The organism is Flavobacterium sp. UBA7680 (assembly GCF_002482975.1).
Lineage (GTDB): Bacteria > Bacteroidota > Bacteroidia > Flavobacteriales > Flavobacteriaceae > Flavobacterium.
On record NZ_DLHA01000029.1, the window covers coordinates 187,872 to 211,947 of the forward strand.

A 24,076-nucleotide genomic window follows, 5' to 3' on the forward strand; every position below is an offset into this window, starting at 1 on the left:
ACATAATTGCATTTATTTCTATGTGTGAAGAAACTAGTTTCTTTTTATTTTCTTTTATTCACAAACAAAAATCTATGTTCCTATGTGTTTAAATATTTTATTTTTTTGCCACGACCCGAACGATAGCGAATAGGCGAAGCAATTACACCAATTATCACAAATTTAATTCGTGCAATTCGTGGCAAACTTTTTTATTTTATCCACTCTGTTTTAAAAGTGGTTTTTCCATTTAATGGGTTTGCTGTTACGTCGAAATTGTTTCCGTTTTTGGTCACTTTTATTTCCTGAACGGCTGTGTCATTTGGTAAAAATACTTTGGCTGTCGCCGAAGTTGTTTTGTCACTCGCATAAACTTTCAACGTTAATTTACTCCAATCCATATCTTTTGTAGATTGCGCTAAACCAATGTGAGGCAATGCCGTTCCGTCTTTTACCAAAACTACGATTGGCACTTCTCCTGCTTTGATTTTATGCCATCCAGATTGGTATACTTTTTTAGTTTGGTAATCGATCCATGTTCCTTCCGGAAGATAAACGTCTCTTTCTGTTACTTCTTCAAAAAGTGGTGCAACTAAAATGCTTGATCCGAATAAATATTCATTATCTACTAACCAAGCGCCTGGATCATTTGGATATTCTACAAAAAGAGCACGCATCATTGGTAAACCTTTTTGAGAACTTTCTTTTGCCTGAGCGTAGATATACGGCATTAATTCGTAACGCATATTATCTGCTTTTCTAAATCCTTCTAAGAAATCTTTGCTGTATAACCAAGGTTCGCGCGGAGGTTCGCCGTGGCTTCTTACATGTGAAGTAAACATCCCGAATGGTGCCCATCTTCTGTATAAATTCTCTGGTGATTTTGTAGCAAATCCTCCCACATCGTGACTCCAGAAACTGAATCCGCTTAAGCCTAATGAAAGTCCGCCGCGTAATTCTGCCGACATTGCTCCGTTTGAAGTTTCGGCGTCTCCTCCCCAATGGAGCGGATAACGCTGAGATCCAGCCCAAGTACTTCTTGCCCAGATTAAAGTATATCCTTTTTCTTTTTGGGTAATTTCGGCAACGGCTTTATTATATCGTAACGGATATAAATTATGCTCATAAAATCCTGTTCTTCCTGAATGGTAAATTCCGTCTGGCGGAGCAGCTTCTCCAAAATCAACTTTGAAAACTGAAACGCCCTCATCGAATAATTTTTTCAATTTTCCCTGATACCAACTTACTGTTTCTGGGTTTGAGAAATCTAAAACGGCATCTTCATAAGGAAGGTTTCCTTTTCTATCTCTTACGGCTAAGTTTTTATCCATGATTTCAGGAAACAAAGTATTCTTTGGTGTGAAATAAGGTAATTGCCATAAACACACATGAAAACCATCTTCTTTTAAATCTGACATCATTTTTGTTGCATCCGGGAAACGCGCTTTTGCAAACTCGTAATTGTTTCTCCAGTCTACATCAAACCAGCCTGTATCGAAGTGAATTACATCGGTTGGGATTTTGTATTTGCGTAAATCTTTTGCTACTTCTCGACCTTCTTTTTCTGAGAAATACGTGATTCGGCTCATCCAAAATCCGAATGACCAAAGCGGCGGCATGGCAGCTTTTCCGGTTAAATTGGTGTATTGATCTAAAACGTCTTTTGGTTCTCCGATAAAGAAAAACAAATCGGCTTCGTCGTCACCAATATACATTTCGTTGGCACTTCCAAAATATTTTCCAAAGTCAACAGTTATTGGTGTTGAATGATGCATGAAAACACCGTAACCGCGGCTGCTCATGTAAAACGGAATTGGTTTATACATGGTTTCGTTTTGGATTCCGTTTGCATCATCTGTCCATAAAACTACTTTTTGTCCGCGTTTATTGAATTGTGTAAATGATTCTCCACAGCCAAATATTTTTTCATCTGGTTCTAAGCTAAAAGCTGCGCCCATACTTCTTGAATAATCGCTGTTTCTGCGCACATACGAGAATGGAAGTGTTGGCGTATAGGTATTTTTAAAATCGGTATCGTGAAGTGTACTTGTAAGCAATTTTCCGTTTTCATCGTAGATTTTTACGTGCCACGGTTTGGTCAAAATTTCAATTTTTCCGTGTTTACTTGTGTAACTATGTCCGCCTTCAATTTTAGAATATTTCCATAATTCAGGATGATTTGGCGCAACGCCGTCAACTAACATTAAGGATTCTTTTTGTGGATGAAATTGCGGCCCTGAAGTTGTTTTTATTCTGATCGTTCTATCCGAAACAAACTGAATTTCGAATGGCAAAACAGGAGATTCTTCATATTCTGTTGTTGGAAATTCGTTTGCTTTTTCCACATCTGGTTTCATCATCATATTGTTGAATGCCTGACGTGTTTTGTAATTGTATCTTAGATATTTAATGGTTCCTTTTCCGGTTGCCGGATCGAAAGATGCCAATTCATCGGCAAAATAAAAAGTGTTCAGGTAATTCTGAAAATCTTTGCTGATATCTATTGGAGCGTTTAACACATCTGCATTTTGGATTTGTGCCGATGCTTTTGGCGTAAGCAGCAATCCAAAAATACAGATTGAAAACAAAGTGGTTAGTTGTGCGTTTTTCATTAGTTTAGTTTTTGTATTTCCTTCCTGCAAGGTTTTCAAAACCTTGTAGGTTTATATTTTTTCTTCTATTTAAAATCTCATTTTATTCATCCTGCAAGGTTTTTCAAACCTTGTAGGTTTTGTGTTGACTTATCTAAAACTTAATTATACCTACAAGGTTTTGGAAACCTTGCAGGAACGTTGAAGTTGAGTTATTACTACTCTGTTGTGATTACAATTGTTGCGGGTTTTAATCCATTTGCTTTTGCGGTTAATTCCAGTCTTCCTGTTTTATCTCCAGATTGTACGATTACCAAACATTTTCCAGCCAAAGCAGTATGTTTATTTCCTTTATACGATTCGTGACTTACTGGGTCTCCGCTGCAAACACCAACAATTTTTCCGTTTCCTTTTAATGAAAAATTGATTTCGTTATTGGCATTTGGAACCAGAGTTTCTTTATCATCTAAAATATCTACGGTTACAAAAGACAAATCATTTTTATCTGCTTTAATGGTACTTCTGTCTGCAGTTAGTTTTAATTGCGAAGGATTTCCGGCTGTTTTAATTTCTTTCTCTAAAACTGTTTTTCCGTTTTTACGAGAAATAGCTTTTAGCGTTCCAGCTTGAAAAGGGATTCTCCACATTACGTGTAAATCGTCTCCTTTTTTGCTTCTTTTTCCAACTGATTTTCCGTTTACGAAAAGTTCCACTTCATCGGCATTATTATAATAGGCCCAAACATCAACAGTTTGTCCGGCTTTCCAGTTCCAATGTGGGAAAATATGAAGAACCGTTTTATCTGTCCATTCGCTTTGGTACATATAATAAACGTCTTTCGGGAAACCGGCTAAATCTACAATTCCGAAATACGAACTTATCGACGGCCATTCGTATGGAGTTGGTTCTCCGATATAATCAAAACCTGTCCAAATGTACATTCCCGAAAGGAAATCGTATTTTTTAATGACTTTCCAGGTTGCTTCGTGCGTTGAACCCCAAGGTGCCTGAACCTGATCGTAAGCAGAAACAGTATTTCCGGGATTTCCTTCTGTAAATTTAAGATCCCATCTTACGGGCCATTTTTTTATAGTATCTGAAACGGCATCATAATAACCACGCGTTTGTAAACCTGAAGTTGTTTCGGTTGCTATGAAAGGCTTGTTTGGGAAATTTTCTTTGTGATGTTCGTAGGTTTGATGCGCATAATTATATCCTATTAAATCTAAAATACCAGATGCGGCAAGTGGATTAATTTGAATATTTTTCTTTTCGAATTGTAACGTTACATCATCAATATTCATATTTACCGGCGGATTCATAGCGGCGGTAACTGGTCGTGTTCTATCCGTTTTTCTTACTATTGCTGCCAATTCTTTGGCAATTTCAACTCCGGTTTCGTTCCATTGTTCCGGGATTTCGTTACCAATACTCCATATAAAAATACTTGGGTGATTACGGTCACGAAACAATTGATCAACTAAATCTTTTCTATGCCATTTGTCCCAATCATTTGCATAATCGTATTTAGTTTTGTTTTGTTTCCACATGTCAAAAGCTTCATCCATTACAATGAAACCCATTTTATCGCATAAATCTAAAAGTTCCGGAGCGGGTGGATTATGAGAAGTTCTGATTCCGTTTACGCCCATTTCTTTCAGAATTTCTAACTGACGTTCGATTGCGCGTGTATTGATTGCAGAACCCAACGGGCCTAAATCGTGATGCATGCAGACTCCTTTTATTTTGACTTGTTTTCCGTTTAAAATAAAACCTTTGTTCAAATCAAATTTAAAATCTCTGATTCCGAAATTGGTTTTGTACTGATCAACGATTTTATCATCAACCAAAATCTCCGTAACAGCTGTATATAATTCTGGTTTTTCAACTGACCATAAAACTGGCGATTCAACTTCCGCTTGCGCAGTTAAAAATGTGCCGCTTTTTGGAGTAAGTGTTATATATTGGGTAACTGATGTTACTTCTGTATCTTCTTTATAAATAGTAGTTACTAATTTTACTTTTTTTGATTCTGAATGCTCGTTTTGAATTCGGTTTTCAATATTTACAGAAGCTTTTTCGGCAGTAACTTTTGGAGTCGTTACATAAGTTCCCCAATGTTCAACATGTAATTTATCTGTGGTTTCTAACCAGACATTTCTAAAAATTCCTGATCCTGAATACCAACGTGAATTTGGTTGTTTTGAATTGTCAACCTTTACAATTATTTCGTTGGTTTTTTCTCCATAATTTAAGTATGGTGAAAGCTCATATTGAAAGCCAATATATCCGTTTGGACGTTTTCCTAAATAATGTCCGTTTATCCAGACTTCACTGTTTTTATAAACGCCGTCGAAGGTTATTGATATTATTTTATTTATATCTTCTTTTGATATTCTGAATGTTTTTTTATACCATCCTAAACCTCCATTAAGTGATCCACCGCCATATCCAGCGGGGCTTTTCTCATCAAATTTGCCTTCAATGCTCCAGTCGTGCGGAAGATCTAAGGTTCTCCACTTGGTTGAAGTTCCAATGGTATCTTTATCTGTTAAACTATCATTTAAATGAAAACTCCAATCGGCATTAAAAGAGATTTTTCGGTTTGCAAAAGCATCTTCTTTTTTACTGCAGGAACTTAATAAAAACATCGCAGAGAAAATCAATACGGAAAATCTGCTTAGATATTTAAATGTGGTTTTCATAGATAGTAGTTTTTGTGGTTTGTATAACAAATATAAACATACCGACAGGTGTCTGTATCGATCACCTACCGGTAGTTTTCTTTTTTACAATGTATTATGGTTTAGGCTTGTAGTGAAAAACGATTAAACAAACGCCTTCACCTGTTCTGCTTTTATCTCTGATAACGGCTAAACGTAATGATGTTGCTGATAATTCTACCACTTTTACACTATACCAGTTGCTTACGTCTCCATAATAATCTCCTCCGTAAAGCATTTCAACTCCTCCGTTAAAAGTTAGTTTGTTGTTTGCAATGTCGAAGTTATATGTTCCTGATTTTGTCGTTTGTTGTGCGCTTGCAAGTGCGGTTTGTATTACGCTTGTATTGTAACCTCCGTTAAGGTCAAAATGCATTTCGCCCCAGTTTTTATTTGGCATTACCCAAGAGTTACTTGCATAATCCGGAAACCAGTTCCAGTTGTCTCCAGAGGCTGCAGGATAATCTAAGCCTGCCCATCCTACAGGATCTATAAAATCCAGAACCCAAGTTTTGCCCGCTACTCCATTTGTCAGCATTGTCCATTTTGGGTTGCTGAAATATTCTTCATCATTTTCAGTTACGGTAACCTCAACCGGAGCGGCTTCTACAGAACCTCCTCTTGTGTATGCGGTGTAATAAACAGTATATTTCCCAGCAAATGGCAAGGCAATTTTATCACTGCTTTTGTTAGAATGTCCTAATTCGTTTCCGTTGCTGTCCACATATTTCCAATACGGAATTACTGCCGGATCTGGATTACTTAAAATTACTTCATTTGTATTGGCAGGATTCTGCGTTACCGAAAACTTAAGTGTAGACGGCGTTAATGTTACTGCCGGTAAACTGTCGCGGTCTTCTACAGGCTCGCATGAAAATAACATAGAACCAATAGTTACTGCCGCTAATACTATATATAATATACGTTTCATAATCATTTTGTTTTAAAGTTAATTCCAACCTGGATTTTGAGTAATAGTTCCGTTTGAAAGTATTACCTGAGATTGCGGTAAAGGGAACCAGCCTTGTGTTTCTGTTCTAAAAGTCACATTAAACTGAGAATCTCCAGTATTGTTATCAATAGCTTGTTTCGTTGCAGACATTCCTTGTCTTAATAAATCGAAATAACGAAGTCCTTCAAGAGCTAGTTCTAACTGACGCTCTTTCATGATGTTTGCTATGTTAGCCGTAACTCTGTTTGTTGTGTTTTTAAAAGCACGGTCACGAACTCTGTCTAAATCTGTTTGGGCTAAAGCCGGGTTTGATTCCAGATTCAATTCGGCAGCCATTAATAATACATCCGCAAAACGAATAATCGCGTAATCCTGATAGTTATCAATTTGGAAATTTCCTCCATTTGCTTCAACAACGCTTGTTCCAGCTGCATTGGTAATTGGACAGTATTTTTTCCAGGAATATCCTGTATATTGACGCTGTTCTCTCGCTTGTGCATCAAAATTTAAATTTTCACCCACATAATCAATAAATGAAGCTCCTTTTCTGGTATCAGCTGCGCTGTAGGCAGCAACCAGTTTTTGATTTACTGTTGCTCCTCCCCATCCTGTTGCATATTTTCCTATTGCTCCTCCACGCGGTGCAATGTTTACCTGAAAACGGTTTCCTTCGTGTAAATCCCAGTTTCCTTTTCCTGAACCGTTAAAGCGAACAGCCCAAACCATTTCAGTATTATCTTCTCCAACAAAATTTGCTAAAGAAGCTGCTAACCAAAGATTAGCAAAATCAGGCACTAAACCGTGTCCGCTGTTAGTTACTGCATCATTGATATAAGTTACAGCCTGTGCTTTTGTTACTACACCAGCCAAATCTGTTTTATTGTAAACTCCGGTATAGAATAAAAATGTTCTGGCTAAATACGCTTCGGCAGCCCATTTTGTGATACGTCCGAAATTAGCATTTCCGTTTTGAGAATAATTTTCAGACCCTAAATTGTCTGCAGCAAATTTCAAATCGCCTGCAATTAAAGCATACGTAACTTCCGGAGATTGTCTTGGTAATTCAAACTCACTTGTTGTTACAGTATGATCCAACGGAATAATATCTCCAAACATTTTAGCTACTGTAAAATGAAAGTGCGCTCTTAAAAAACGGGCTTCGGCTTCGTAACGCGTTTTCAAAGCAGTGTCTGATCCCCAGTTTACTTTATCCAGATTTTCTAATAAAATGTTGGCTCTGTAAATCCCTAAATAAGCATTAGCCCAAATATCTTTGTTCATGTCCTTATCAGACACATATAAAAAGCGATCCCATTCAATATCGGCCTGACCATCGGCAATTCCGTAACCTCCAAAACAATCGTCAGAAGCTTGTTCACTCACTAATAAAGGTCCGCCATAAGCTTCACGCTGCAATACATCATAAACAGCAACCAATCCTTCAAAAGCATCAGATGGGGTTTTATAAAAATTGTCGGTTACTTTATCTGTATATGGTTCATTTTCCAAAAAATCCTCCGAACAAGAACCTAACATAAATAGGCTTGAAAGAGCAAATAATTTTATATATAGTTTCATTGTTTTCATAATTTAAAAGTTAACATTTAGACCCATCATGTATGTACGCGGCTGTGGGTAATATCCAACATCAATTCCTTTTGCCCAAGACTGGTTTACGTTTCCAAAACCAATTTCCGGATCCATTCCCTGATATTTTGTGAATGTGTAAATGTTATTTCCGGCAACATATAATCTGAATTTAGTGAAGAAACTAAGTTTGTTTGTCAGCTTTGTTAAGTCACATCCAATTGTAGCATTTTTGATTCTGAAGAAATCAGAATTTTGAATGTACAAATCAGAGAATTTAGTATAGTTTCCGTTAGCGTCAGTTCCGTAAGTAACTCTTGGCGTTCTGTTTGAAGATCCTTCCGTTGTCCATCTGTTTAAGATATCAGTTGTATTGTTGGTATAAGCACGAGTATAATCGTGAACTCCAAAAACGTTTTGTCCTCCAGCAATTCCGTATGTATTAATAGAGAAATCAAAAGCTTTGTATGAAACTTCCAGATTTACACCATAATTAATATCCGGATTTGGGTTTCCAACTTCAGTTTTATCATTGGCATCAATTTTTCCGTCATTGTTCAAATCCACAAAACGAACGTCTCCCGGCTGTGCATTTGGCTGAACGCCCGCTGCAACTTCTGCTGCATTTTGGAAAATTCCGTCGGTTTTTAATCCGTAGAAATAACCCATTGGTTTTCCAACCTGAACGCGGTTCATCTCATCTAAACCTTGAAATAATACGTTTGTTTCTCCGTGAATAATTCCTTCGTTGTTGGCAATTTTAAGTACTTTATTTTGGTTGCGCGAAAGATTTGCATTGATTCCAAAATTCCAGTCTTTTCCAATATGAGTTCTATATCCTAAACCAATTTCAAAACCTTTATTGCTCACATCTCCACCATTTATATAAGGTGCAGTAGCTCCTGCATAAGTTGGAATCGAAGCCAGAACTAACCAGTCTTTGGTTTTTTTATCGTAATAATCAAATGTCAAAGTGAAGTTATTAAACAATACAGCATCAAAACCTAAATCTAATTGCTCTGAAGTTTCCCATTTTAAATCGCGGTTTGCTAATTGATCCGGGCTTGAACCTACTAATAATGTTTCATCGCCAGTACCAAAGTGATAGGTTTTATCTGTAGAATTTACGGTTGACATATAAGCAAAACGTCTTGCAAACTGGTCGTTTCCATTTTGTCCCCAGCTTCCTCTGAATTTTAAAGTATTTAAACCATTTTTTTCTGCGAATAAAAAAGACAAGAAGTTTTCTTTGTCAAGATTCCAACCTGCAGAGAAAGATGGAAAAACAGCATATTTGTTATTTGGTCCAAATTCTGAAGATCCGTCACGACGAACTGTTGCAGACAACAGGTATTTGTTATTGTAATCGTATAACAAACGTCCGAAGTAAGACTGAATCGCATAATCTTTACGATTTCCTTTTACCACATTTGAAGTTGGATCTTTTGCGTTATCCAGATAAGCATGTTCGAAATCATCAAAAATTAAATTTCTTCCTTGCCCTTCCATATAATCAGAAGTATTCTTTTTTGCCGATGTTCCCACTAAAACATCAAAGTTGTGAGCATTTGCAATTGTAATTTTATACTGCAAAGTGTTTTCAAAAATCCATCCTGAACTTTTCGTTGCGCTTTGAGTAACGCTCGAGACGGTGTTATTATCATTTGAAGAAAGAGAATAAACAGGTCTGAACGAACGGAAATTACTATCGGTCATATCAACACCAAAACTAGTTCTGAAAGTAAAATCTTTGAAGAATTTTAATTCTGCAAAAATGTTCCCAACATAACGATTGTTCTTTGTTTGGTTGAAATTGTTATAGTATAAAGATCCAACCGGATTGCTGATATCTGCCGAAATAACAGAATGTGCAAAATCTCCATTGGCATCATACGCTGCATCGATTGGCGCTGCGTTTAAGAAACTTCTAATACCGTTGCTGTAAATTCCGTCATCGGCAATTCCGCTGCTTTTTACATTTGCAAAAGTGAAGTTTTCTCCAATTTTCAAATGATTTTCAATCACTTCTGAAGTAGAGTTTACACTAAAAGTAATACGATCGTATTGCGATTGATTCGCTACTCCGCCAATCATTCCTTCTTGTCCGTAGTAAGATAGTCCTGTTGCGATAGTTGATTTTTTATCTCCTCCGGTAATTAAAAGGGAATGATTTTGTTTGATTGCTCCATCATTGAACAAATCATCCTGCCAGTCGTGATTAGGAAATGCTGCAATTTGTGCCTGAGTGTATAATGGTGCATAACCAGAATTTACACGTGCTTCGTTTGCAATTGTGGTGTATTCCTGCGTATTCATTAAATCCAGTTTTTTGGCAACCTGCTGAAAACCTGTGTATGAATTTAGGGAAACATTCATTTTTCCGTCTTTTCCTTTTTTGGTTGTCACCAAAATAACTCCGTTTGCGGCTCTTGCACCGTAAATAGAAGCCGCCGAAGCATCTTTAAGAACGTCAACCCTTTCAATAACTGAAGGATCTAAATATCCAATTCCGTTATCAACCACAACACCATCAACCACATAAAGCGGATCGCTGTTTCCTGCTGTACCTGCTCCACGAATGTTTACTACCATATTGGCTCCGGGTTGTCCTGAAGATGAAGTAACAGAAACCCCGGAAGCCTGACCTTGTAAAGCATTTACAACATCAAGACTGGCAACCTGCTGAATATCTTTTCCTGAAACTAATGAAGTTGCGGCAGTATTGACCTTTTTCTTTTGTGTTCCGTATCCGATAACTACAATTTCTTTCAATTCTGCAGCTTCTTCCTGTAAGGTAACATTGATCGTTTTTTGAGTTCCTACTGTTACTTTCTGTGTTTTAAATCCAATAAAAGTAAAAACAAGAACGTCTCCTGCTTTTGCTTCTATTTTATAATTTCCATCAAAATCGGTTGCGGCACCAATTTTAGTTCCTTCAACTGCAACAGTTGCTCCGGGAATACCCATTCCGTCAACAGCCGATGTTACAATTCCACTCACAGATCGGGATTGTGCCTGAGCAAAAGCCGACTGCATCATAAATAAGCTAAACAACAGCGTCGTGCAAAACGAGAGCATTGTTGTTTTAATACAATATTTGCTTTTCATAGTAAATAAGAGTTGGTTTAAATTAAGTTAGTTACGTTTATTGTGATCAAAGTGTAAGTTTCTTTTCTCTATAATTTACCTGATAAGACTATTTTAAAAATTGATTTTTTAAACTTATAGTCATTTTGAAAATATCTTATGGTAAATTTGACTACAAGTGTAAAACTTTTTTTCTATTTTAGCAAAATATTAAGGTTATTTTTTTTCTATTCTGATTTATGGGGATTCATTTTTGTCAATCCGATAAGATTAAAGATTAAAACGAAATAAAAAATATCAAAAAAATAACGCTATAGCATTTTGACAATCAATCGTTTAAAAGATTTTTATTTGAAATTTGATTTTTCATCCTAATTTCAATCAGCTGATTATCAATTTTTTGCTTTGTTAAAAAAATATTAAGTAATCAAAAAAGACAGTTATGCATTTTATTTGTTTAATTTGTCAAAATTTATTTCGCATATGGATAAAAAAGTAGATGCCGACTCTGTTGCAAAAAGCGAACAAAATGCAATGAATGCAATCACGATTGACTGCGTTGTTTTTGGTTTTGATGAAGGAAGTCTGGAAGTACTTTTAGTCCAGCACGCAGAAGGTATCAGTAAAGGAAAATGGGGTTTACCCGGCGGATGGATTTATAAAAAAGAAAGTACCGATGATGCCGCACATCGTTTATTGAACGAGCTTACGGGTCTTGATAATATTTATCTGGAGCAGTTAAAAGCTTTTGGCGATCCGGATCGTTTCCCGCTTCGACGTGTTATCACGATTGGATATTATGCGCTTGTAAAAAGAGAAGATTATAATATTAAAGCCGGTTTTACAGCTTCTGACGCCAAATGGTATAAAATCAACAGTATTCCTGATTTGATTTACGATCACAACGAAATTTTATCTTATAGTATTCAAAATCTTCGCAACCGCGTTCGTCAGGCGCCAATAGGATTTAATCTTTTACCGGAAAAATTTACTTTATTGCAGTTAATGCATCTTTATGAGGAAATCTTTGGAATTGAAATGGATAAATCAAATTTCCGCCGAAAAATTCTGCATATGAAATTATTAGTCGCTTTAGATGAAAAACAACAAGATGTATCACACAGAGCTGCAAAATTATATAAGTTCGATTCGGAGATTTACAAAAAACTGACTGAAAAAGGTTTTAATTTTGAATTTTAAAAAACAAGTATAAAGGCTAAAATGGCAACAGTATCTTCTACAAAAACTTCTAAAACCGAAGGCACATCTGCTTTAAATAATGCGACAGCAATTGACGGAATTTCAATTGACTGTGTCATTTTTGGTTTTAAAAAAGAAAGTCTTGAAGTGCTATTGGTTCAGCATGCCGGCGGAGAAAGTGAAGGAAGCTGGGGAGTATTAGGAGGCTGGCTGAAAAGGGAAGAAAGTGCCGATGATGCTGCACAACGAATTTTATACGAACTTACGAGCTTGGATAATATTTATCTGGAGCAGCTAAAAGCTTTTACAAATCCTGCTCGTGTTCACGATCGCCGCATTGTAACTATTGGTTATTATACACTTGTAAATCAGGAAGATTATGATGTAAAAGCAAGTTTGGATGTTCGTGAAGCAAAATGGTGCAGAATTAATGAGGTTCCCAATTTAATTTTTGACCATAATGAAATTTTAGATTTTAGCTTGATGCAGCTTCGAAACCGCGTTCGTCAGGCGCCAATTGGTTTTAATCTTTTGCCTGAAAAATTTACTTTACTGCAATTAATGCATCTTTATGAAGAAATACTGGGAATTGAATTGGACAAATCTAATTTCCGCCGAAAAATTCTGCATATGAAACTGCTTTTGGCACTCGATGAAAAACAGCAGGATGTTTCGCACAGAGCCGCAAAACTCTATAAATTTGATGCTGAAATCTACAAGAAACTGACTGAAAAAGGATTTAATTTTGAGTTTTAGGGCTAAATTTGAATCTCCTCTTTAACTATCAATCGCTCATCATTCCAGAATCCAAAACTTTGCGCTATCTTTGCGCCTTAATATGATACGCTAAAGCAATTGCTGTTGCGTTATTTACATCCTAAAAAAAGATTTAAAACTCGTTTAGAGAACTGATATATTACAATGAAGAAGATACGTAACTTTTGCATTATTGCACACATTGACCACGGTAAAAGTACACTGGCAGACCGATTATTGGGCGCTACTCAAACTGTTACAGCTCGTGAGGAAAAAGCACAATTGCTTGACAACATGGACTTGGAGCGCGAGCGCGGTATTACCATTAAAAGTCACGCCATACAAATGGAATATACTTATAAAGGTGAAGAATATATCTTAAACTTAATCGATACTCCGGGACACGTTGACTTTTCATACGAAGTTTCGAGATCGATTGCTGCCTGCGAAGGTGCTCTTTTGATTGTTGATGCTGCGCAGAGTATTCAGGCGCAGACTATTTCTAACTTATATTTGGCTTTAGAGAATGACCTGGAAATTATTCCGGTTTTAAATAAAGTGGATTTACCAAGTGCTAACCCGGAAGAAGTTAGTGATGATATTATTGATTTATTAGGATGTAAATTAGAAGATATTATTCATGCCTCTGGTAAAACAGGATTTGGTGTTGAAAATATTTTGGCGGCTATTATTGAAAAAATTCCAGCTCCAAAAGGAAATAAAGAGGAACCTTTACAAGCTTTGATTTTTGACTCGGTTTACAATCCGTTTCGTGGAATCGAAGTAATCTTTAGAGTTGTAAATGGTGAAATTAAAAAAGGTCAGAAAATTAAATTCATGGCTACCGGCAATGAATATTTTGCTGACGAAATTGGAACTTTAAAATTAAATCAGGTTCCTAAAAATGTGATTTCTGCAGGTGATGTTGGTTATTTAATTTCTGGAATTAAAGAAGCTAAAGAAGTAAAAGTTGGTGATACATTAACAGATGCAAAAACGCCAACAACCAATATGATTACAGGTTTTGAGGATGTAAAACCAATGGTTTTCGCCGGAATTTATCCTGTTGATACAGAAGATTATGAAGATTTGCGTTCTTCGATGGAAAAATTGCAATTGAATGATGCTTCGTTAGTTTTTACACCAGAAAGTTCTGCGGCGTTAGGATTTGGTTTCCGTTGCGGATTCTTAGGAATGCTTCACATGGAAATTATTCAGGAGCGTTTAGAGCGTGAGTTTGATATGACTGTAATTACTACAGTTCCTAACGTTTCGTATTTGGCTTATACCAAAAAAGATCCTGAAACTGCTTTTGTTGTAAATAATCCTTCTGACTTACCTGAACCTTCTCGTTTAGACAGAGTTGAAGAACCTTTTATTAAAGCAACCATCATTACAAAAGCTGATTTTGTTGGAAACGTAATGAGTTTATGTATTGAAAAACGTGGTCAAATTACCAATCAAACCTACTTGACTACAGAAAGAGTTGAATTGAATTTTGATATGCCTTTGGCGGAAATTGTATTCGATTTTTACGATCGTTTAAAAACGGTTTCTAAAGGTTATGCTTCCTTTGATTACTCTCCTATCGGAATGAGAACTTCAAAATTAGTTAAACTTGACGTTCTTTTAAATGCTCAAACGGTTGATGCACTTTCTGCATTGATTCACGAAGATAACGCTTACAATATCGGTAAAAAAATGACCGAGAAATTACGCGAATTAATCCCAAGACAGCAATTCGATATTCCGATTCAGGCTGCAATTGGTGCTAAAATTATCGCTCGTGAAACTATTAAAGCACTTCGTAAAGACGTTACCGCAAAATGTTATGGTGGAGATATTTCGCGTAAGCGTAAACTTCTTGAAAAACAGAAAAAAGGTAAAAAACGTATGCGTCAGGTAGGAAACGTTGAGATTCCTCAAGAAGCGTTTATGGCTGTTTTGAAACTTAATGACTAGATTTTTATTTTAGAAGAAAGAATAAAGAGAATAGAATATAGATTTAAACCCGATGACATTAATTCATCGGGTTTTTTGTTTTTTTGTATTATGGATTTAGGTTGTGTAGATGCAAAAGGGAATCATTTCTTTGTCGATACACAGGACGTAGACGCACTACTGTGCGTCTCTACGGATATACTTTGTCAAAATATATTTTCTATTACACATCCTATTTCCTCACACAGTCTCCACGAATATACTTTGTGAAAATATTTTTCCTATTACACATCCTATTTCCCCACGCAGAATTGTAGAGACGCACTGCAGTGCGTCTACGCAAAGAGAATCGACATTTCTTTGTGAATTTACAGGACGTAGACGTACTGCTGTGCGTCTCTACGCATATACTTTGTGAAAATATATTTCTTCTATTGCAACCAATTTGCCCACACAGAATTGTAGAGACGCACAGCAGTGCGTCTACGCAAAGTATATCGACAACAAAAAAAACAAAACGGAATAAAATATGGATTTAGATTGTGTAGACGCACTGCTGTGCGTCTCTACAGGTGCAAATTGCGGATAATTTCACCAATGAATCTGTTCTAATTTGGGACACATTTCTTATTTATTTAAACTATGAACCTTTGTATCTTTGAACCTCTGAACATCAAAAGAAAAAAATGCTCGACGAAAGCCCAAAACGATTTGACCGAATTGTTGCCATTCTTATCCAATTACAATCTAAAAAAATTGTAAAGGCTCAGGAATTGGCAGATCGTTTTGATTGTAGTTTGCGAACTATTTATCGGGATATTCGAACTCTTGAAGCTTCAGGAGTTCCTATTTACAGCGAAGCCGGAGTTGGTTATGCATTGATGGAAGGTTACCGACTTCCGCCTGTAATGTTTACGCGTGAAGAAGTAAGCAGTTTTATTGCTGCGGAGAAATTGATGCAGAAATTTACCGATCCGTCTTTAGGAAGTCATTATACATCGGCGATGTATAAACTGAAATCTGTTTTAAGAAGTACGGATAAAGACTGGGTTTCGAATATAGAATCTCGTGTTGTTATGCAGACGGCCGAACCCATGTTTAACGATAATTCACCAAACACTTTGGCACTTCTTTTTGAAGGTATTGCAGAGAAGAAACAAATTTTACTTTCGTACAAAACGTATGAAACCGATGCCACTACGCAAAGAAACATAGAGCCTGTGGGCGTTTTTCACGATAATAACAATTGGTATTTTTTAGGATATTGTCATTTGCGACAAGATTATCGTCAGTTTAGAACAGACAGAATTCAGGGTATTCGAAAAACAGATTGTGATTTTACAATCGAACACGATGCTTTAGAAACCTATTTGACTAAAACAGAAACTTGTCCAACAACAAAAGTCCGCATATTAATTGAGAAGAAAATTGCAAGATATCTGTCAACTGAAAGAAAGTATCACGGTTTTATTTCTGAAAAAGAAATCGGCGACAAAATAGAAATGACATTTATGTGTCGCGATATCGACAGTGGATTTCCGCGTTGGTTTTTAATGTTTGGAGATCACGCTACGATATTGGAACCGGAAAGTTTAAAAACCCGAACTTTAGAATTACTGGAAATCAACAGAAAAAGACTTTTATAAAAAAACTCCCGAGAGATTATCTTTCGGGAGTTTTTTATTTTATTTCTGTTTTACAACATTGTAAAAATTATAATCTGTATTTGAGGCATCTGTAATTCCGATGTTTCGACCCATTGTTACAATTTGGCCTCTGTGATAAGTGCCATGATTGACAACCTGGATTAAATAATCGGCAATTGGCTGTTCGCATTCAAACCATGGATTAACGATTTTAACTTCTTTAACTAAATCTTCTTCTGACAATGAATTAATAAGATGTTTCAATTTTGTAGATGAATTTAATAAGCCTGCAAAGATTTCTTCTTTAGACAATTCAGTTTCCGGTTTCTTTGCTGACATCTCAGTTTCAGCAATAATAGAAAACCAATACTCTTCGGTAGACCAAATATGATCCAGTGTTTTTACAATTGTTGAAAAACTCGAAGGTACTTCTGCATACAGCAGTTCATCAGATTTCGGCGAAAGCCAATTCACAAATTGCTGGTTTACCCATAAATTATAATCTGCATAATTGGTCATTATCTTTTTTAAACTCATAGCCATTAATTTTAGATTTATTCAATAAAGTTACAATTTTATCAGATTATCTTTCCCAAAAAAATGGTGGTTCGATATTTAAAGCTCTTAAATATACATACGCTTGTCCACGGTGATGAACTTCATTATCAATAAAATACAAGATATTTTGAATAACAGGAAACTCATATTGTCCAAAAAGATTAAAGGTTTCGCTGAAATCTTCAATAGATAATTGTTCCCAATATTTATTGATTTCTGCTGTCGCTTCGTCCCATTTTTCAAGATACTGCGCTTTAAAAATCAATTTTTCTGCTCCTTCTGAGAATGGTGCGGTTTCTTTAGTTACAATTCCTTTCAAACCTGGAACCGCAATTGCTAAAAGTTCGTCAACTAATTTTGCAAAAGGACGCATTCCGGCGATTGAAAATTCAAAGAAATCTTTCTCTGGAAACAATTCAATTAAACGACGTGTAAGAGCGCGGTGACCTTGCCAGTGTTTCAATAAATCTTCTGATGTAATTACTTGTGCTTCTAAAGTTTTCATAATTTTTAAGTTTTTAAATTTCTATACATCAAAAGTAAAATGGGCTGGTGACAACAGTTTGTCAGCAGGAAAAAAATATTTTAAAATATTTTTTTTCCTGCTGCAGAAACGCACGGTAGAAACGCATTGTAAAGGTGCACAGCAGTGCGTCTCACGCAACGTAACCTCAATTTATTTTATAGAAAAAGAGAGCAATAAATAGTATTGAGAGCAAATTGTGGTTACTGGATTTTAGACGCACTGCTGTGCGTCTCTACGGATAAATAGGGCGTTTAAAAACAACTTAGAATCTCAGAATCTTAGCATCTTTAAAAAAAACCTTTGTACCTTTGCCCCTCACAAACTTTGGAACTCAAAAAAAATGATCGAAGATAAAAATCCGCAGCGTACCAGTTTAGCACAATTAGGCGAGTTTGGCTTAATTGACCACTTAACCCGAAATTTTGATGTTACACAAGAATCTACTTTAAAAAGTATTGGTGATGATGCAGCTGTTCTTGATTTTAAAGACAAAAAAGCAGTTATTTCTACTGATTTACTAATTGAAGGCGTACATTTTGATTTGGCTTATATGCCGTTGAAACATTTAGGATACAAATCGGTTGTGGTAAACCTGTCTGATATTTGTGCGATGAATGCGAAACCAACTCAAATTACAGTTTCTGTTGCAGTTTCTAATCGTTTTCCATTAGAAGCATTAGAAGAATTATTTGAAGGGATTACCCACGCTGCAAAAGAATATAAAGTTGATGTTATTGGCGGTGATACAACCTCATCTCAAAAAGGGTTAATTATCAGCATTACGGCAATTGGTGAAGCAGATGAAAATGAAATCGTTTACAGAAACGGTGCAAAACAAACTGATTTATTAGTCGTAACCGGAGATATTGGTGCTGCTTATATGGGATTACAGGTTTTGGAGCGTGAAAAACAGGTTTTTCAGGTAAATCCAAACAGTCAGCCAGATTTAGATCCTTATACCTATTTGGTCGAAAGACAATTAAAACCAGAAGCAAGAACAGACGTTCGCACACTTTTGCATGCTCTTGAAATTAAACCAACTTCGATGATTGATATTTCTGACGGATTATCTTCAGAAATTATTCATTTGTGTAAGCAGTCTAAAGTGGGTTGTAATTTATATGAAGATAAACTGCCTTTAGATCCGCAGTTTATTTCGACTTGTGAAGAATTTAATATCGACAGTACAACGGTTGCTATTAATGGCGGAGAAGATTATGAACTTCTTTTTACTATTGATATTAATGATTTTGATAAAATTAAAGGAAATCCAAACTTTTCAATAATTGGCCACATGGCCGATGAAAGTGAAGGCGTTCATTTAGTAACTCGTGCCAATACCAAAATTGCTTTAAAAGCTCGCGGCTGGGACGCCCTAAGTGAATAAAGTTTTTAACTTTCAAATAAAAAATTCCAAATTCCAACTTGATTATCAGTTTTGGAATTTGGAATTTTTTTATTTGAAATTTCATTCTAAAAAAGCCCTTTGCTTTTTGCTTCTTTTACTAAATCATCATCAGAGCCGGATCGTATTTTAAGCAATTCTTTAAGGCTGGTTCTGCGTTTTTCGATTTCGGTTATTGAAATTGGAATGTATTGCGGCATTTCCTCAACTTCGGTTCCTTTTGATAAATGAAATAAAATCTGTTTATCAAACTCATCAATTTCTATTGAATTATGAGAAGATTGATTCAGCATTTTTACAACAGACTGACTGTAATATTTTTCGCTTTTCATTACTTTATCAAAGGCAAAAAGCAATTCATCAAAAGTCAGATCGTTTTTAATAATTAATCCGTTTGGATTAATTGTTCTTATAATCGTTTTAATTTTAAGCAGTTCTGTATACATTGTTAATAGAACAATTTTGCAGTACGGCATTTTTTTCAGGATTATTTTTGCCAGATCTTCGCCAGAAAAAAGGTTTTTTTCTTCATAAGCCGGCATACTGATGTCTAAAAAAGCGATGTCAAACTGCGGGGTATTTTCATCTTCTAATATATCATAAGCCGATTTACAATCGTGTGCCTGCGCAATTATAAATTCATATTCTTTTGGATTATACCGCGTTATTGCATTTTTATACCCTTCGATGATAAAAGGGTGATCATCAACAATTAAAATGTTAGGCTGAGTTAATTCCGAATTTGGGGCTTTGAAATTAAGTGTCATTTGTCTGTAGGTTTATTTTTTGATCAATTGGAACTTTTATAACTAAGAGTGTTCCTTCTCCTTTAGCAGATTTTATGGCAACGGTACCTTTACATTCTGCCGCTCGGTATTCAATATTATGCAATCCAATACCATTTTTGGTGCGTTTGGTATTAAATCCAACTCCGTTATCCATTATTGACAAAACCAGATGATCAATTTCGCTTTTAAATTCAACTTTAATCGTGTCTGCCTTGGCATATTTATTACAATTTTGAAGTGCTTCCTGAACAATTCGGTACAAATTTATTTTGACCATATTGTTTACGAGCTCCCATTTTATATGGGAATCAAAAGATGTTGTCAGTTTTGACGGATATGTATTCTTTTGATTTTCAAATAGCTTTTTTAATATTACGACAAAGTTATTTATTAATTCAGATTTTTCTCTATTTAGGTCATGCGAAATTTCTCTAATGTCTTCTTCAATATGTTTTAGTTCTGCTAAATATTTTTTTCGTTTCGCAGCCGCTTGTTCTTCATCCATTTTATCCAAACTATCCAAGCTTATACGGATACCAAACATTCGCCCTAAAACGCCGTCGTGCAGTTCCTGTGCTACTTTTTTCTTTTCTTTAATTCGGGTTGTTTCAATTTCATTTTGCTGGGAAATCATCAAATTATAAATATCTTCATTTGCAATTTGCTGCTGCTGTTTAAAAAGCAATTCCCGGTTTTTTGCCTGTTGTGTTTTATAAACGTAAAAGAACAGGCCCAGCAAAGTACAAATACTAAAAACATAAACCAGTGTTTTATTCTTTTCTTGCAAATTTGAGTTTTGATCTTTTATTTCATTGGTTTCATATTCTATACGAGAGAATTTTTCTCCCATTTTACGTTCAACTTTTAACATTTTGTCGTTAAGCTGAATATATTCTTTAGAATATTTTGACGCATTTTTGGGATCAACTGCTGCTAATTGTTTTAAGGCTTCGAGAGTATTTCTTAATTTATCAGATCTTTTAGAAAGATTTAAAGCTTGTTTAGAGAATTGAATTGCCCGAAAGGTATCTCTTTTAACGGCATAAAATTCTGATAAATGTATTTTATTTAAAATTATTCCTGAAGTCAAATTTAAACTGTCCCTAATTTTCAAAGACCTGTAAAATTGTTCCGGAACATCTTTAAATTCATTTAATTTAAATTTTGAGTATGCCAGATTATCCAGCAACATGGCATATAATGATGTACTTTCCTGAAATAAATTCTTTTGCTGAAGGCCTTCATGAAAATTTATTTTTGATTTCTTATAATTTTTCATGCTCAGGTAAACAAAACCAATATTGTTAAGCGAAGTTGCTTTAAGCTGAAAATCTGCCGGAATTGATTTATCTTTCAGAATATTTAAGGCTTTATTGTGAAATTCCAAAGCCTTATTATATTCTTCACGTTCATTATATAATATCCCTAACAGATTATAACACTGGTAAAGCAGATCGCTTACGTTTTCCTGATCTTTAAGTATTTTCAGTGTTTTAAAAATTGTAATTTCACTTTCAAATAAATCACTTTCCTTAAACTGAAGATTCGCTTTACTTAAATATGTTTTAGCCAGATTCGTTTTATCATTAATCTGTTTATAAAGTTTTTCGGCTTTAAAGTAAACCAAAAAAGCACTGTCTGAAATGGACTGACCACTATAATAATCTCCCAGATAAGTATATGCTTTTGCTAAATTTACCGAATCATTGCTGTTTTGTGCTCTTTTTACAATTAATTTAGAGATACGTCCGTATGACTTTAAATCATTCATATTGTAGTATCGATTAGCAACTTTAAATAAATTTACTTTATTTAAGGAATCATCTTTTTCATTTAAAATAATAGATAAAGCCTTTTCATTATACTGCTGCTTAAATTTATAGGGCAAATTAATATCGTTTGCCAGTGATAAATAAACAGGCAGACTATCTTTAGAAGAATTTGTATTTTTATAAAAGTCGCTTTTCTTGGTACAACCAAATAAAATTAGGAATAGAAACAATAATATTTGGCCGTATTTTTTCAATATATTTTGATTTTCATCAAAAATAACAAAAGTATAGATACAAAAAAAAGGCTATCAACAATTGATAGCCTTTTCTTATATTTTTTACTTTTTTAATTAGTCGTTTTTTCGATTTGAAATAGTAAATTGTGAATCAGAACCAAATCCACCGGCTTTTGCAAAATCTTGTTTTCTGTCTAAACCTGTTTTTTGCCCTCCATCAATTGACTGTATAATATCTTGTTTTCTATCCAGACCTGTTTTTTGTCCTCCATCAATTGGTAATATAATATTTGATTTTTCATTTGAAACAATACTTGGTATTGTTGGGTTTGCAAATGAAGTTGCTACTACTACTAAAGAAAATAATCCGAATGTTAAAGCTGTCTTTTTCATAACTCTTAATGTGTTTAATTTTGATTTGTATTTGGGGTTTTAGATTGCTTTGGTGAGCGAATCTTGGTGTAAAACTAACACCATACCCAAAAAAAATCTATATGAAAAAATAGCTTCGTGGTAAAACATACCCAATTGATAGTCAATGGATATCAAATTTATGTAACCAGTTAATTACTAGATCTCTAGGTAATTCCCTTTTGAGAAATCACTAATAATTAAATCGACATTTGCTTTGTAGGTTTTTGAAAAAGGAATCTTTTTCGTGGAGTTTTTTATATAACAAACTGAGTTTCCGTTATGAATTCTTGCAATGTAGTTGCGATTAATAATATAACTGTTGTGAATTCGAATAAACGGATAGGTTAAAACCTGTTCAAAATGTTTCAATGTTTTGAAGGCCGTAACCATATCGCCTGAATTTAAATAGATATCGGTTGAATTATTATCGGCTTGAAAATAACAAATATCATCTGCGTTTATATAACGATGATCACCGTACGATTTAATGCAGATTACAAGTGGTTTATTCAGTTCCTGATTTATATTTTGATCTGGAATTACTACAGGAATGTTTTCTGTCCTTAAAACAGGAATTTCATTATCAATGCTTATCTCAGGTCTGGCTTCTATAGATTGCGCCTCTTTGGGCTCTAAAAGGGTCTTTTCGAACTTTAAAAGTGTTTTTAGTAAATCTATATGAGTTAAAGGTTTTATGATGTAATCAAAAACGTTGTATTGAATGGCTTCAAAAGCCAAATCTTTTTTAGTTGTGGTTATAATGATTTTTGGGATAATTGATAAATACCGATATAATTCGCCAATAAATGAAAGTGATAAATGACTTGGTGAATCCTGAGGATCAATTTCTAAAAATACAAAGGATGGACGGTGTTCTAAAACCAAATTAAGTCCCTGACGGTAATTCGTAGCTGAAGCAATAAAAGTTAATTCTGAAAAACCTTCTGCAACGATTCTGGTTTTCAAAACACTTTCAGCGTCATTATCAACAATAATATACGAATACTTCTTCAACTTTAACTTTTATTGATTTTTCATAACTTCCTGACAGCGTTTCTCTAATGCTTTTTAAAAAAATATTTTAGGTATAGAAATTGCCCAATTAAATTTAAGCATTTCAATTATCCAAACATTCTATTGTTGATAGATTAATCGATTATGTTAATACATAAGGATGAAATGCTAAAATTGTCGTCGAAACGCAGGATTTAAAATTAAAAAAATCCCAAACTCCACAGAGGAATTTGGGATATTTATATCATGTTAATTAAAAAATTACATTTTCATCAACCAGTTTTTCATCGAAACTTCGTTTTCAATAATACCTCTTAATTCAGATATCTTAACGCGATCTTGTTTCATTGTATCTCTGTGACGAATTGTTACTGTTTCGTCTTCAAGAGTTTGATGATCTACTGTAATACAAAATGGTGTTCCTAATGCATCTTGTCTTCTGTAACGACGACCTACTGCATCTTTCTCATCATACGCCACATTGAAATCCCATTTTAAATCTTCGATGATTTTTTTAGAAATTTCCGGTAAACCATCTTTTTTAACTAAAGGCAATACCGCTGCTTTTGTAGGTGCTAAAACTGCTGGCAATTTTAGTACTGTTCTAGTTGAACCATCCTCTAAAGTTTCTTCTTGCAACGATGTTGCAAAAACTGCTAAAAACATACGATCAAGACCTACAGACGTTTCTACTACGTATGGCACGTAGTTTTCGTTTAGTTCTGGATCAAAATATTGCAGTTTTCTTCCTGAATATTGTTCGTGTGCTTTTAAGTCAAAATCTGTACGAGAGTGAATACCTTCTAATTCTTTGAAACCGAATGGGAAGTTAAATTCAATATCTGCCGCTGCATTTGCGTAATGCGCTAATTTTTCATGATCGTGAAAACGGTAATTCTCT

Annotated in this window: 17 protein-coding genes; 5 read left to right on the plus strand and 12 right to left on the minus strand. The window is 34.9% G+C overall.

What is annotated here, in order from left to right:
* Positions 1-191: 191 nt before the first annotated feature.
* From B3C18_RS13020 to B3C18_RS13040, 5 genes are all read right to left on the minus strand, one after another.
* Complete coding sequence (locus B3C18_RS13020; protein ID WP_291147437.1) at positions 192-2,591, minus strand: alpha-xylosidase; 2,400 nt, start codon at positions 2,589-2,591, stop codon at positions 192-194.
* Between the two features lie 197 nt (positions 2,592-2,788).
* Positions 2,789-5,275: a glycoside hydrolase family 2 TIM barrel-domain containing protein gene (locus tag B3C18_RS13025; RefSeq protein ID WP_414655349.1), complete on the minus strand. Its 2,487-nt coding sequence runs from the start codon at positions 5,273-5,275 to the stop codon at positions 2,789-2,791.
* Positions 5,276-5,369: 94 nt separating this feature from the next.
* Positions 5,370-6,224, minus strand: a complete 855-nt coding sequence (locus B3C18_RS13030; RefSeq protein ID WP_291147439.1) for a hypothetical protein — start codon at positions 6,222-6,224, stop codon at positions 5,370-5,372.
* A gap of 18 nt (positions 6,225-6,242) precedes the next feature.
* Complete coding sequence (locus tag B3C18_RS13035; protein ID WP_291147441.1) at positions 6,243-7,823, minus strand: RagB/SusD family nutrient uptake outer membrane protein; 1,581 nt, start codon at positions 7,821-7,823, stop codon at positions 6,243-6,245.
* 12 nt (positions 7,824-7,835) lie between these two features.
* Positions 7,836-10,940: a SusC/RagA family TonB-linked outer membrane protein gene (locus B3C18_RS13040; protein WP_291147442.1), complete on the minus strand. Its 3,105-nt coding sequence runs from the start codon at positions 10,938-10,940 to the stop codon at positions 7,836-7,838.
* A 462-nt stretch (positions 10,941-11,402) separates the two neighbouring features.
* Here B3C18_RS13040 and B3C18_RS13045 point away from each other — a divergent pair, with 462 nt between their 5' ends.
* The 4 genes from B3C18_RS13045 to B3C18_RS13060 all read left to right on the plus strand — a co-directional run bounded on the left by B3C18_RS13045 (position 11,403) and on the right by B3C18_RS13060 (position 16,462).
* Entirely contained in the window at positions 11,403-12,119 is a 717-nt protein-coding gene (locus B3C18_RS13045) for an NUDIX hydrolase (RefSeq protein ID WP_291147444.1), read from the plus strand.
* A 21-nt stretch (positions 12,120-12,140) separates the two neighbouring features.
* Entirely contained in the window at positions 12,141-12,875 is a 735-nt protein-coding gene (locus tag B3C18_RS13050) for an NUDIX hydrolase (protein WP_291147446.1), read from the plus strand.
* A gap of 165 nt (positions 12,876-13,040) precedes the next feature.
* Positions 13,041-14,837, plus strand: a complete 1,797-nt coding sequence (lepA, locus tag B3C18_RS13055) for a translation elongation factor 4 (protein ID WP_291147448.1) — start codon at positions 13,041-13,043, stop codon at positions 14,835-14,837.
* A gap of 665 nt (positions 14,838-15,502) precedes the next feature.
* A complete protein-coding gene (locus tag B3C18_RS13060; RefSeq protein ID WP_291147450.1) occupies positions 15,503-16,462 on the plus strand; it encodes a helix-turn-helix transcriptional regulator in 960 nt (319 codons plus the stop codon).
* A gap of 39 nt (positions 16,463-16,501) precedes the next feature.
* On the opposite strand, the gene B3C18_RS13065 is transcribed toward B3C18_RS13060, so the two are convergent.
* Both B3C18_RS13065 and B3C18_RS13070 read right to left on the minus strand, forming a co-directional pair.
* Positions 16,502-16,999 (minus strand): DinB family protein, encoded by a 498-nt coding sequence (locus B3C18_RS13065; RefSeq protein ID WP_291147452.1) that lies wholly within the window; start codon positions 16,997-16,999, stop codon positions 16,502-16,504.
* Positions 17,000-17,045: 46 nt separating this feature from the next.
* Complete coding sequence (locus B3C18_RS13070) at positions 17,046-17,525, minus strand: DinB family protein (RefSeq protein ID WP_291147454.1); 480 nt, start codon at positions 17,523-17,525, stop codon at positions 17,046-17,048.
* A 361-nt stretch (positions 17,526-17,886) separates the two neighbouring features.
* Between B3C18_RS13070 and thiL the strand changes: the two genes are divergently transcribed.
* Complete coding sequence (thiL, locus tag B3C18_RS13075; protein WP_073485724.1) at positions 17,887-18,933, plus strand: thiamine-phosphate kinase; 1,047 nt, start codon at positions 17,887-17,889, stop codon at positions 18,931-18,933.
* A gap of 86 nt (positions 18,934-19,019) precedes the next feature.
* Here thiL and B3C18_RS13080 read toward each other — a convergent pair whose 3' ends face one another.
* From B3C18_RS13080 to B3C18_RS13100, 5 genes are all read right to left on the minus strand, one after another.
* On the minus strand, positions 19,020-19,718 hold the full coding sequence (locus B3C18_RS13080; protein ID WP_291147456.1) for a response regulator: 699 nt from the start codon (positions 19,716-19,718) through the stop codon (positions 19,020-19,022).
* Positions 19,708-21,765, minus strand: a complete 2,058-nt coding sequence (locus tag B3C18_RS13085) for a tetratricopeptide repeat-containing sensor histidine kinase (RefSeq protein ID WP_291147458.1) — start codon at positions 21,763-21,765, stop codon at positions 19,708-19,710. Before B3C18_RS13085 ends, B3C18_RS13080 begins: the two co-directional genes overlap by 11 nt.
* A 96-nt stretch (positions 21,766-21,861) precedes the next feature.
* The gene (locus B3C18_RS13090; RefSeq protein WP_291147460.1) at positions 21,862-22,140 is read right to left on the minus strand and encodes a hypothetical protein; all 279 of its coding nucleotides are present in this window, start codon (positions 22,138-22,140) and stop codon (positions 21,862-21,864) included.
* A 177-nt stretch (positions 22,141-22,317) separates the two neighbouring features.
* Entirely contained in the window at positions 22,318-23,175 is an 858-nt protein-coding gene (locus B3C18_RS13095) for a LytR/AlgR family response regulator transcription factor (protein ID WP_291147462.1), read from the minus strand.
* Positions 23,176-23,436: 261 nt separating this feature from the next.
* A partial coding sequence (locus B3C18_RS13100; RefSeq protein ID WP_291147464.1) for a His/Gly/Thr/Pro-type tRNA ligase C-terminal domain-containing protein occupies positions 23,437-24,076 on the minus strand: 640 nt, incomplete at its 5' end.

Excerpts from the sequence above, each read along its gene's own strand:
- B3C18_RS13065 (WP_291147452.1), bottom strand. The coding sequence starts at position 16,999 with ATGAGTTTAAAAAAGATAATGACCAATTATGCAGATTATAATTTATGG.
- B3C18_RS13020 (WP_291147437.1), bottom strand. The coding sequence starts at position 2,591 with ATGAAAAACGCACAACTAACCACTTTGTTTTCAATCTGTATTTTTGGA.
- B3C18_RS13060 (WP_291147450.1), top strand. The coding sequence starts at position 15,503 with ATGCTCGACGAAAGCCCAAAACGATTTGACCGAATTGTTGCCATTCTT.
- lepA (WP_291147448.1), top strand. The coding sequence starts at position 13,041 with ATGAAGAAGATACGTAACTTTTGCATTATTGCACACATTGACCACGGT.
- B3C18_RS13040 (WP_291147442.1), bottom strand. The coding sequence starts at position 10,940 with ATGAAAAGCAAATATTGTATTAAAACAACAATGCTCTCGTTTTGCACG.
- B3C18_RS13035 (WP_291147441.1), bottom strand. The coding sequence starts at position 7,823 with ATGAAACTATATATAAAATTATTTGCTCTTTCAAGCCTATTTATGTTA.
- thiL (WP_073485724.1), top strand. The coding sequence starts at position 17,887 with ATGATCGAAGATAAAAATCCGCAGCGTACCAGTTTAGCACAATTAGGC.
- B3C18_RS13090 (WP_291147460.1), bottom strand. The coding sequence starts at position 22,140 with ATGAAAAAGACAGCTTTAACATTCGGATTATTTTCTTTAGTAGTAGTA.
- B3C18_RS13070 (WP_291147454.1), bottom strand. The coding sequence starts at position 17,525 with ATGAAAACTTTAGAAGCACAAGTAATTACATCAGAAGATTTATTGAAA.
- B3C18_RS13080 (WP_291147456.1), bottom strand. The coding sequence starts at position 19,718 with ATGACACTTAATTTCAAAGCCCCAAATTCGGAATTAACTCAGCCTAAC.
- B3C18_RS13030 (WP_291147439.1), bottom strand. The coding sequence starts at position 6,224 with ATGAAACGTATATTATATATAGTATTAGCGGCAGTAACTATTGGTTCT.
- B3C18_RS13025 (WP_414655349.1), bottom strand. The coding sequence starts at position 5,275 with ATGAAAACCACATTTAAATATCTAAGCAGATTTTCCGTATTGATTTTC.
- B3C18_RS13045 (WP_291147444.1), top strand. The coding sequence starts at position 11,403 with ATGGATAAAAAAGTAGATGCCGACTCTGTTGCAAAAAGCGAACAAAAT.
- B3C18_RS13050 (WP_291147446.1), top strand. The coding sequence starts at position 12,141 with ATGGCAACAGTATCTTCTACAAAAACTTCTAAAACCGAAGGCACATCT.